Genomic DNA, 10,138 nt, shown 5'->3' with positions numbered 1-10,138 from the left:
GGGGGGCGGGGGGCGGGGGCGCCGGGCCGGGGGGGGCCGGGGGGGGGCGGCCGCGCCCCCCACGCCCGGGGCCGCGACCTCGGCGCTGCCGGCGGCGCCCACCTGCCGGTGCGCGCCCGCGGCGGTTCGAGGGCCGCACCGGACCAGGTGATCCCCCGGCCGGGTCGGGTGCGGGTCGCCTCGGTGGTGCCCTCGTGCCCGACCGTGCCATCCATGCCTACCCTTCGACGGTGCAGACGCCGCGCGCAGATCATCGCCTCGCCCACCGCCACGACCGCGCCCCGCTGGCCCGCGCCGGCGGGCGCACCGCGCGGCGGCCCCGCTCGCCGCGCCCCCCGCGGGCGAACCTGGTCGTGGCGGGCACGCCACGCGCGGTGGCGTTGTGCGCGGCGCTGACGGCGGTGCTGCTCGCCGCCTGTACCAGCACCGGAGAGGACCGCGTCGCCCGGCCGGCCCTCACGACGCAACCCGGACGTGACGCCGCGCAGGACGGATCCGTGCAGGCCGGTGCCGCCGCTGCGCCCCCCACCCGCGCGACACCGACGCCGGCGGGGGCGGTGGCGGTGGGCGCCGACGGCGCGCCGTACTGCGGCCCGTCCCAGGACGTCGAGGAAATCGTCGTGCAACGGTGGACCGACACCCGGTTCCGGATCTCGCTGCGGCCGACCCCGGCGTCGCGCAGGGCCAGTCGCACCCTGGCGGTCGCGGCGATGTGGTCGGCGATCGGGGCCTGCGTGCGGGGCCTGTCCGGGCCGGTCGCCGACAGTCTGCACGCCCAGCTGACCTGCCATCAGGCCCTGGCGCAGATCCCCGCGTTGGGCGGCGGCGCCGGGTTCGCCACCGGGGACACCTACGACCTGGAGAGCTGGCGGCCGCTGATGCGTCCCAACCAGTTCTCCACCTGGGTGTCGACGCGTTGCGCGAACACTCTGGGCACCGATCCGTCCGGCCCGGCGGTGCGGGTGTACCGGCCCGACGGCGTCGCGGTGGCGCACACGATCAGCGGCGAACACGACTGAGCGCACCGCCCGGGGCCGGTCGGCGATCTCGCGACGGTTAGTCTCCAGAGCCGTGAACGGTTGCGCGCCACCGCCCGAGCCGCGCCGCGTGCGTGAGGGTTATGACGAGGTCGCCGAGCTGTACGCGGACCTGTTCGCCGACGCGCTGGACCGTCAGCCGGTGGACCGGGCGATCATCGCCGCGTTCACCGACCTGGTCCGCACCGGCGCCGCGGCCGGGGGTGGCTGTCCCGGGGTGGTCGCCGATGTGGGGTGCGGGCCGGGTCAGCTCACCGCGCTGCTGCGCCGGGCGGGGGTGGACGCGCTGGGTGTGGACCTGTCCGCGGCGATGATCGCGCGGGCGCGTCGGGACCATCCCGGGGTGCCGTTCGTGCGCGGGCTGGCGGGACGGTTGCCGTTCGCCGACGCGAGCCTGGGCGGGATCGTCGCCTGGTATTCGATCATTCACACGCCGCCGGCGCGGATGGACGGGTTGTTCACCGAGTTCCATCGGGTGCTGGCGCCCGGCGGGCAGCTGCTGGTCGCCTTCCAGGCCACCGACACCGACGACGGCGGGCCGGTGCCACATGCCCATCGGGTCGCCCCGTCGCATCGCTGGCCTGCGCCGCGGATCGCCCAGCTGCTGGGTGGCGTCGGGTTCACCGAGACCGCCCGGGTGCGGCGCGCCCCGGACGGGGTGGATCGCCAGCCCGCCGCGATGCTGCTCTGCCGGCGCCCGCCGCGGCCCTGACCGGGCGCCGCCCGCGCGCCCCGCACCGGCAAGGCGCGCGGCGCGCGGCGGGTGGGTTCAGTGTCCGATGAAGCGGACCTGCGGATAGGTGGGGCTGGGTCCGTCGAGCAGCGGCTGGGCGGCGCCGGACAGTGCGCGCAGCACGAACGCGCCGACGTAGGCGCGGGTGATCGCCAGCGCGTGGGCGCCGGTGAGCGCCTCGCGGGCGACCGGGGTGGCGGTGGGGGGCAGGGGTAGCTGGTCGGCGAGGACCGGGTCGTCGGTGAAACTGAAGTGTTCGGCGTCGTCGACGTCGAGCCACAGCCCGGTCGGTCCCAGCTGCCGCCACGCCGCCGCCCAGGTCGGGTCGTCGTCGCTGCCGGCGGGGGCGAGGGTGTCGTCGGGGCCGGGATGGTCCGCGCTCGCGCCGAGCAGCAGCACCGGGCGTGCGCCGAACTCGCCGGGCGCGGGGGTTTCACCGAGGGTGCCATCCATGTCGACGCCGACCCGCACCCGCGGGTCGTGGATCATCGCGGAGATCGCGGCGGCGCCGCCGAGGCTGTGTCCGACGGCGCCGACCCGGCCGGGGTCGACCAGGCCCGCGCCGCGCCACGCCGGGTGCGGGCCGGCGAGGCTGGTGAGTACGAACGACAGGTCGGCGGCGCGGGTGCGGGTGGCGGCGGTGAACGCGGCGTCGCTGGTCATCCGGTCGCAGGCCAGGCAGGTCAGCATCCGCCCGCCGGGGAACGCGGTGCCGACGGACTCGTAGGCGTGGTCGATGGTCGCGGTGACGAGTCCGAGGCTGGCGAGGTGTTCGGCGAGGCCGGTCAGCGAGCGGCGTCCGACGCCGAGGCCGGGTGAGAGCAGGACCAGGGGCCGGTGGCCGGGCAGGGGGTGGGCGCCGGTGCGGCTGGCGATGGTGGTGTCGGCGATGGCCTGCGCCGGCAGGACACCGGCGAGGCCGAGGGCGGCGAGGTAGCGGCGGATCTCCTCCGGTTCGGCGTAGCGGGCCGGGGTGCCGGTGCCGGCGACGGCCGGGTAGTAGACGTCGACCATGAGTTCGCGGGGTTCGGTGGGCATCCACGGGTCGCGCCGCGAGCGGTCGACCAGGTGCAGGGTGTCGCGGCCGACGGCGAGGTGCCCGGTGGGACGGGGAAGGGCCAGCCGTGGCGCGGGCGCGGTACGGGTCACCGGTGGCGGGGTACCGGTGCGCCCGGGTGCCGGCGGCGCGGCGGCGGCGGCGGTCGTGGCGCCGAGGAGGGTCAGTGCCGCCAACGTCCCGGCAATGGTCACAGTACGAATTTTTCCCGTCACCACACGTACTCTAGGTGGCATGGGGAGACGAGCCGTGCACTGCGGGTAGTCCGACGCGCGACATCTCCTGCCTGGGTCGTCACGCGGACCGTCCTCGTCGTCCTGCGCGGCGGTCGTCCTGCGCGGCGGTCGTCCTGCGCGGCGGTCGTCGTCGTTCTCGCGGTGCCGACGCGCCCGCGCGGGGGATGGGTGCGAGCCTGGCCCGAGCCGCCTGGTAGCCAGGCATGGTCCACCGGGTCGTCCGCGCGCGGGAAAGGTCGTTTCGCCGGTGAGCCGACTACGACGTGATGTTGAGGATGCCTGGCGTCGGTTGGGTGACCCCCCGGCGCCGCTGCGTAGGGTGCCGACCCCGTACGGCACGGTCGAGTTCGCCGATCTCGGCGGGTCCGGGATGCTGGTGCTGGTGCTGCATGGTAACGGCGGCGGCTGGGATCAGGGGGTCGACTGGGCGCGGCGGCGCCTGGGTGAGGGTTTCCGGGCGATCGCGGTGTCACGCTACGGCTATCTCGGTTCCGAGCTGCCCGCCGCCGCGGGCGTCGAGGCGCAGGCCGACGCGCTCGCCGCGCTGCTCGACGCGTTGGGCCTGGACCGGGTGGGGGTGGTGTCGCTGTCCGCGGGGTCGACGGCGGGGGCCTACCTCGCGCTGCGCCATCCCGACCGGGTCGGGCGTTTCGTGCTGGAGTCCCCGGTGCTGCCCGCGAAACGGGTGACGCCGACCCCGCCGGCGTTCGTGCTGCGCGCGCTGCTGCGCGGCGAGCGGGGTGTGTGGTGGACGACGCATCCCACCGCGCTCGCCCACGGCAGCGGGCTCGGGTGGCGGGCGCTGGACGCCGAGGGCCGCGCCGAACTCGCGGCGATCAGCGCGACGCTGCTGCCCGTCGCCCCGCGCCGCGCCGGCATGATGTTCGACTTCACCGTCAGCGTCCCGCGGATCCTCGCCGACGAGCTGCGCTGGGCGGAGCTCACCTGCCCGACGCTGGTCGTCACCGCGCGGGACTCCCCCCTGCCGCGTCCCGGCGACGCCGCGGCGCTCACCGCCCACCTCCCCCACGGCCGGCTGCTGGTCCTGCCCACCGGCGGGCATCTGCTTCTCGGCAACGTCGCCCGCCTGCGCACCGAACTCGCCGGGTTCCTGGCCGGCGCCGGGTGAACGCGCCCCCAGATCGGGGGTCGAGGAGGACTGGACCGGACATTGGCGCTGAGCGGACAGGTGGGCGTGGGTCCCTCGCAGCCGCGGGGGGACGTCGCTGCCGGCGGCGGTCCAGAACGGCCACCCACCACCTGAAGGCCAGAATCTGGGGTGTTCTCGACGCGACAGGTAGCTGCGCGTAACCGTGCGGAGGGCGAGACCGAGGCGTGGAGAAAGCGCCGCATCTGTTGCCGGTGGGCTTGAAGTTGTTCGCGGAGGTCGAGGACGGCGCGTTGGTTTTCCCAGCGTGCGCCGAGTTCCTGCCAGATCTGTCCGGATCGTTGGATGACGGTGCGGGTGGGCCGGCCGTCGAGCACGGCCAGGGCGCGGGAGGCGGCGTCGGCGGCCTGGTCGGGGTCCGGGTGGGCGCGGCGCAGGAATGCCTGGGCGAGGGCGTTGTAGGTGCCGCCGATGTCCTCGTAGCCGCCGCCGGTCGCCTGGAGGATCGCGAGGGAGCGGTGGGCGTGGGGTTCGGCATGTTCGCCGTCGCCGAGGCGGCCGGAGACGACGGCGAGGAAGCAGTGGATGAGTTCCTCGCCGAACGTTTCGGTGCCGACCATCGGCTCACCGAGCCACACCGCGTCCTGCATGTCACGCAGGGCCTGGCGGGCCTGGTCATGCTGGCCGGCGGCGGCGCGGGCGCGGGCTTCGTAGGCGGCGAGGCAGCCCCGGAGGTAGGGGTGGGCGCCGGCGCGGGCCTGGCCGGCGATGTCGGCGGCGGAGTGGCGGCCGGTGTAGTAGGCGCTGGACGTGGCCGCACCGGTCGACGAGATGGTGCACGCCCTGACCGCCCAGTTCACAGTCCTCTCCCGTGTCCAGGCCGACCTGTCGGTGACGTTCGTCCACTCCACCGACAACGAACGGTTCGGCTACGACCGAGGGCTACACCGACCAGGTGCACCGGGCAGCCGGCTGGGGCGAGCCGCCCCGCCGGTACTGGCTACCGAAGACGGAGACGGCGCGCCGTCTGTCCTGTTCGAGCATTACGAGTCGATCGGGGTGCAGGCCGGCGGCCGGTTGCACTTCTTCACCTTCGGCCGCTGACGTCACAGCCCAGCGAGCGCGGCCCGCAGCGCGGCGACCACGACGTCCGCCGGGAACCTGCGGGCCGCCGCCCGTTCCGCCCCACCCAGCACAGCCTCGGCCTGGCCGGCGTCGGCATGACGGACCAGATCTTGCCGGGATGGATGCACACCGGCACTCCGGTGGCCTGATCCCGCCGGTAGCGGTGGAGGCGTCATAACGGCCGCCCGCTGCCGGCCCGTCGACGATGTCGAACCGGCCCGCGTCGTGGACCTGCGCGGGACAGACCGCGCACAGCTCCTCCTCATCCCAGGGAGCCGATCCACCGCGTTGAGGCCGGTTCCCTGTCGCCGGGGCGGGCGGCTGGTGGTCGCCGCTTACCGCCCGTCGGCGTCGGGCGCGTCGTCGGGGTCGCGCAGCGGGCGCAGGTCGGCGCCTCGCCGTGAACGAAACCGGGGCAGCTTCAAACCCAGGAGACGGGTGACAATCGCAGTCATGGGTGAGGGGCGCGCACGGGTGTCACCGGCGATGACCGGCTGTGCACGTCGGTGGCATCAGTGACGCGGGGTAGGCGTCGTTCGTGCTGGCCGCGGCCGTCGCGGGCCGGGTGCCCGCGTTGCGCGGAGACGCTCAAGCTCGGCGTCGGATGTGGCCTGGCGGTGTTGGTGATGCTGACGTCTGGATGCGGCGGTGGGAAGGCCTCGCCGCCGGTGTCCGCACCCACCGGGACGGCAGCAGCGCGGGGTGGCACGTCGAGGCCGGCCGTTGTCGCCGGCACGACCAGCCACCCGGTGACCCTGCACAACCTCACGGTCACCCCGGCCGTGCGCGGCGAGCTGGTCCGCGCCTACGTCGTGGACCGCGGCTACCAGCCCGGCTGGATCGTGGGTACCGAACCGGGCTCCGTCTACTACGCCTACGATCCGAGCACCAGCAGCTACCTCGCCTGGGCCGGTTTCGTGCCCGCCGCGACCGCACCACAGCAGGTTGGGGTCGGTCTGCAGGACGACGGCTCCCGCACGGCGTTTCGTCGAACAGCCGGGGGCTCCTGGCAGGTCTACGACATCTGCACCACCCCGCGGTTCCTCGCTTTCGTCGGCGGCCGGCTTCCCGCCGGTGGCACCTGCCCCGCCCCGTGAACCTGGACCTCGCCTCACGCCCGCCCTCGTGACCATCCCGCATCGGACACGGATCCCCCGCCCCGCCTCGTTCCGTCATTCCCGGGGGCTGATTCCTTAGGTCCCGGGCCGGGCTGATCTACAGGCCGACGCCGCGCAGCGGGTTGTCGCGCCAGAGGTCGCTGGTGCGGATGTAGGTCATAACGGTCGGTGAGTTGGGGTTCCAGCGGCCGTGGCGGTCGATAGAGCGCAGCACCCGGCCGGTGGTGTGGCCGCGCTCGGCGAGCAGGGCACGCCAGGTGCGCACGAGACGCACAGGGCAGGTGAGGTGGCGAAGCGTGTCGCCGATGAGAGCGACGAAGTTCCGTTCCCCGATCCGGTCCGTCCTGGCGTAGCTGGAACGCCCCGACGGTCGTGACGATGACGCAGCAATGACGCAGACCAGATAGAACGTTCCGCAGACCCTCGGCGTCCGAAGTGCCCGGCTCTCGGGTCGCGACGACACGTCATGGGCAAGCCGCCGGGCGACCTGAGCGACCTCCTCGGCGTTGATACCGGTCACGCGGATCTTCGTGCCCTTCCGGCCCACTCCGATTTCCGCACCGCACGATGGGCAGCGCCGGGCTCCACCGCGGCCGGTACCCCCACATTCCTCACAGTCTTCGGCTGAACAGTCTTCGGCTGAACAGTCTTCGGCTGAACAGTCTTCGGCTGATGCCACGGGAAGCTCCTTCCGGGGGGCTGTGTCGCCATGGCGGGGGACGGTCGTGCATCCGACCCTGTTTTTGATCATGGCGTGGCTGTCGGGGTCGTGGGCGCGGGGCCGTCCTGTTCGTCGCTGAATCGCACAGGATGTGTCGCGGGCTGCTGGCCGGCCCTGCCGCTCGATGCTGGCGATCCAACGAACCTTCCGTGGGAGCCCTCTGATGACACTGTCGAAGACCTCGGGTCGCGCATCCGCGCTGCTGCTCACCACTGCGACGGCCGTGGTGGTCGGCACCGCCGGCACCGCGCAGGCCGCCCTCGCGTCCCCCGGGAGAGCGGCGTCGGCGCCCGCGGCGCCCGCGTCCAGCGCGTCGAGCCCGTCGAGCCCGTCGAGCGGTGGCGGTACCGGAATTCATTTCGAAATACAAGTCAAGGTAGATATCAAGAGGAATTCCCAGTAATTGGGATAGGCCCGGACCTCGACCGGTCAAACCGATTGATGCAGATCCTCCTCGATCCCCTGACCGGACCTCGCCGGCCGGGTGAGCGTTCCGCGGCGGCGTCCGCCCGGGCAGGATGAACGGCCATGACCCCGATCTGGCAGACCTATCTGGACACCGCGGCCGCCGCCGCGGCCCTGCTGCGCGACCCGGCCCTGGCCGCGGCCTGGGACGCGGACAGCGCGCTGGCGCACTACCGGGTCGGCGCGCTGGCCGGGCATCTTGCCTGGCAGATCGTCGCTGTCCCCGAGATGCTCACCGCCGTCCCGCCCGACGGTGCACCCCGCGCGCTGCTCGAGCACTACACGGGGGCGGCGTGGCTCGGCGCCGCACCCGACGCGGAGATCAACACCAGGTTGCGTGATCTCGGTGAGCGGGTCGCCGCCGACGGCCCGGTGGCGCTCGCGGAGCGTGCCGACGAGGCGCTGGCGCGGCTGTCGGTCGCGTTGCCGGGCGCGCCGCCAGGACGGCTCGTGCGCCTGGGCCCGTCGGTGCTGCGCCTGGAGGACTTCCTCACCAGCCGACTGCTGGAGATCACCGTGCACGCCGATGACCTCGCCGTCAGCGTCGGCGTCGAAGCACCGCCGATGCCCGCACCCGCCGTGGAGGCGGTGCTGGGGCTGCTGACCCGCCTCGCCGTGGCGCGCCACGGGCCCACCGCCGTGCTGCGCGCCCTGAGCCGCGCCGAACGCGCCCCCGCCACGATCGCCGCGATCTGACCGGCCCCGCCAGGCGGCGGGCGGCGCACGTCGCCGTGGTCGCCGTGGTCCGGGGGGCTCACCGTCGGCGTCAGACCGGCGGTGTGTCGCACAGAAGGCGGTCGGCTGCGGCGGTGAGCGCGGCCGCGCCGGCCGGTGGGGCGGGGTGCAGGGTGCTGGCCAGGACGATGGTGCGCCCGGTGTTCTCGTTGTGCAACGCCATGGACTCGTAGCCGAGGATCGCGCCGCCGTGACCCCAGTTCACCCCGCAGGGGTCGACGACCCGTTCGATCCCGAGGCCGTAGCGCACCCGCGGGTCGGTGGGGTCCTCCACGACGGTCGTCTTCATCTGGGTGAGCATGGCGGCGGGGAGCAGTGCACCGCCGAGCAGGGCGCGGTAGAAGCGGGCGAGGTCCGCGGCGGTGGAGATGAGCGCGCCGGACGCCCACGCCGCCGAGGGGTTGCGCCCGGTCACGTCGAACGGGTGCCCGTCGGGGGTGGGACCGAGTTCGGCCGGGACGTAGCCGTGGGCGTGGTAGCCGGCGATGTCCCCGGTGGTGGTGGGGAACGATGTGCCGGTCAGGTGCAGCGGGGTGAGGATCCGCCGGCTCAGTTCCTGGCCGAGGGGATGGTGGGTGAGCGCCTCGACGAGCAGGCCGGCGACGAGGTAGTTGGTGTTCGAGTACGCCCAGCCGGCGCCGGGCGCGAACGACCGCGGATGGGTCTGCGCGAGGGCCACGAGCTGCGCCGGGTGAAAGACCCGGTTCGCGACGATGCCGGCGGCCAGGGCGGGGTCGGCGGTGTGGTCGAACAGGCCGCTGGTGTGGTTGAGCAGCTGACGGACGGTGATGGTGTGTCCGTCGCGCAGCAGGCCCGGTAGCCAGCGCTGCACCGGCTGGTCGAGGGCGAGGCGTCCTTCCCCGGCGAGCTGGAGCACCACGGTGGCCACGAACGTTTTCGTGATGCTGCCGACGCGGACGCGGGCCTGCGCGCGCAGCGGTGCGCCGGTCCTCAGGTCGGCGACGCCCACCGCGCCCTGGCGGATCCGGCCGTGCTCCTCGACCCGGAACAGGGCGCCGGGGACGCCGGCGGCGGTGACACCGTCCAACGGCGCCCCCGCGTCGACGTCGGTCGTCGGACCGGCGTCGGCCGCGGTGGTCGCGGTGGTCGCGGTGGCGGGCACCGCCGGGGCGGCGAGGGCACTCGACGGCGGCGCGAGCAGGCCCGCGGTCACGAGGATCGCCGCGACGGGCAGCGCCGCGCGGGTGCGTCTCATGCCCCGCCGCCGGCTGCGTCCTCGGTGGCGCCGAGCGTGCGCTGGCGGCGCTGACGCCGCCAGGCGGCGTGCAGCCGCCACAGCCGGCCGGTGACGACAGCCCCACCGAGCATGATCACATACACCAGGGGGGTCCAGGCGCCGCCGACGGAGGTGTGGGTGCCGTGCACGTAGGTGAACGTCTCGTCGCTGATCAGGTAGGGGATCCCGGTCCAGTGGTAGGTACCGGTGGCCTGCGGGTTCGTCGCGGTGATCCCGGCGTGGAACGCGGCCCGCCCGGTGTGGACGAGCAGCGTCATGACGGCCTCGACACCGAGGATGGTCAGGGCGGCGGCGGACCAGGAGGGGCGCCGGGTGCGTTCGCCGTACTCGGCGGCGAGGTAGTCGGCGGCGAGGATCCGCAGGTCACCGAGCTGACGGACGGCTTGGCGGGCGCCGACGTCGGCGGCGGCCAGGCGCAGGTTGTCGCGCAGTTCGCGGCGCTTGTTGATCCGGGAGCGGCGCGGCAGGTCCTGCAGCCGGGTGTCCATCGTCCACACGGCGCGTTCGAGGCGTAGCCGGTCGAGGACCGTCTGTGACGTGGCCAT

General features: G+C 74.1%; 12 protein-coding genes. 6 read left to right on the top strand and 6 right to left on the bottom strand.

The features are described from left to right. Window positions 1-215, bottom strand: a 215-nt coding sequence (locus MXD60_RS24500; RefSeq protein WP_248821705.1) for a hypothetical protein, incomplete at its 3' end; no start/stop codon positions are given. 15 nt (window positions 216-230) lie between these two features. Here MXD60_RS24500 and MXD60_RS24495 point away from each other — a divergent pair. Both MXD60_RS24495 and MXD60_RS24490 read left to right on the top strand, forming a co-directional pair. Continuing rightward, complete coding sequence (locus MXD60_RS24495; RefSeq protein WP_248821704.1) at window positions 231-1,019, top strand: DUF2599 domain-containing protein; 789 nt, start codon at window positions 231-233, stop codon at window positions 1,017-1,019. Between the two features lie 88 nt (window positions 1,020-1,107). Further along, window positions 1,108-1,749, top strand: coding sequence for a class I SAM-dependent methyltransferase (locus MXD60_RS24490; RefSeq protein ID WP_248821703.1), 642 nt, complete (start codon window positions 1,108-1,110; stop codon window positions 1,747-1,749). 57 nt (window positions 1,750-1,806) lie between these two features. Here MXD60_RS24490 and MXD60_RS24485 read toward each other — a convergent pair whose 3' ends face one another. Continuing rightward, window positions 1,807-3,021: an alpha/beta hydrolase family protein gene (locus tag MXD60_RS24485; protein ID WP_248821702.1), complete on the bottom strand. Its 1,215-nt coding sequence runs from the start codon at window positions 3,019-3,021 to the stop codon at window positions 1,807-1,809. Between the two features lie 331 nt (window positions 3,022-3,352). Here MXD60_RS24485 and MXD60_RS24480 point away from each other — a divergent pair, with 331 nt between their 5' ends. Beyond that, window positions 3,353-4,192 carry an alpha/beta fold hydrolase gene (locus MXD60_RS24480; RefSeq protein WP_248821701.1) on the top strand — a complete coding sequence of 280 codons (840 nt, stop codon included), beginning with the start codon at window positions 3,353-3,355 and terminating at the stop codon, window positions 4,190-4,192. Window positions 4,193-4,981: 789 nt separating this feature from the next. Beyond that, window positions 4,982-5,275, top strand: coding sequence for a hypothetical protein (locus MXD60_RS24475; protein ID WP_248821700.1), 294 nt, complete (start codon window positions 4,982-4,984; stop codon window positions 5,273-5,275). Between the two features lie 2 nt (window positions 5,276-5,277). Here the strand turns inward: MXD60_RS24475 and MXD60_RS24470 are convergent, their stop codons facing one another. Then, complete coding sequence (locus MXD60_RS24470) at window positions 5,278-5,424, bottom strand: hypothetical protein (protein WP_248821699.1); 147 nt, start codon at window positions 5,422-5,424, stop codon at window positions 5,278-5,280. 498 nt (window positions 5,425-5,922) lie between these two features. Here MXD60_RS24470 and MXD60_RS24465 point away from each other — a divergent pair, with 498 nt between their 5' ends. Further along, the gene (locus MXD60_RS24465; protein WP_248821698.1) at window positions 5,923-6,393 is read left to right on the top strand and encodes a hypothetical protein; all 471 of its coding nucleotides are present in this window, start codon (window positions 5,923-5,925) and stop codon (window positions 6,391-6,393) included. A gap of 118 nt (window positions 6,394-6,511) precedes the next feature. Here the strand turns inward: MXD60_RS24465 and MXD60_RS24460 are convergent, their stop codons facing one another. Continuing rightward, complete coding sequence (locus MXD60_RS24460) at window positions 6,512-6,934, bottom strand: site-specific integrase (RefSeq protein WP_248821697.1); 423 nt, start codon at window positions 6,932-6,934, stop codon at window positions 6,512-6,514. A 729-nt stretch (window positions 6,935-7,663) separates the two neighbouring features. Between MXD60_RS24460 and MXD60_RS24455 the strand changes: the two genes are divergently transcribed. Beyond that, window positions 7,664-8,296 carry a maleylpyruvate isomerase N-terminal domain-containing protein gene (locus tag MXD60_RS24455; protein WP_248821696.1) on the top strand — a complete coding sequence of 211 codons (633 nt, stop codon included), beginning with the start codon at window positions 7,664-7,666 and terminating at the stop codon, window positions 8,294-8,296. A 70-nt stretch (window positions 8,297-8,366) separates the two neighbouring features. Here MXD60_RS24455 and MXD60_RS24450 read toward each other — a convergent pair whose 3' ends face one another. Beyond that, entirely contained in the window at window positions 8,367-9,551 is a 1,185-nt protein-coding gene (locus tag MXD60_RS24450) for a serine hydrolase domain-containing protein (protein ID WP_248821694.1), read from the bottom strand. Then, entirely contained in the window at window positions 9,548-10,138 is a 591-nt protein-coding gene (locus MXD60_RS24445) for a hypothetical protein (protein WP_248821693.1), read from the bottom strand. Before MXD60_RS24445 ends, MXD60_RS24450 begins: the two co-directional genes overlap by 4 nt.

This window comes from Frankia sp. AgB32 (genome assembly GCF_023243045.1).
In the GTDB taxonomy this organism is placed as follows: Bacteria; Actinomycetota; Actinomycetes; order Frankiales; family Frankiaceae; genus Frankia.
The sequence above is the reverse complement of the archived record's forward strand: the minus strand, read 5'-3'. Positions and strand labels throughout refer to the sequence as shown.

Coding starts and splice junctions, on each gene's coding strand:
- MXD60_RS24465 (WP_248821698.1), top strand. CDS start 5,923: ATGCTGACGTCTGGATGCGGCGGTGGGAAGGCCTCGCCGCCGGTGTCC.
- MXD60_RS24455 (WP_248821696.1), top strand. CDS start 7,664: ATGACCCCGATCTGGCAGACCTATCTGGACACCGCGGCCGCCGCCGCG.
- MXD60_RS24450 (WP_248821694.1), bottom strand. CDS start 9,551: ATGAGACGCACCCGCGCGGCGCTGCCCGTCGCGGCGATCCTCGTGACC.
- MXD60_RS24445 (WP_248821693.1), bottom strand. CDS start 10,138: ATGGCCACGTCACAGACGGTCCTCGACCGGCTACGCCTCGAACGCGCC.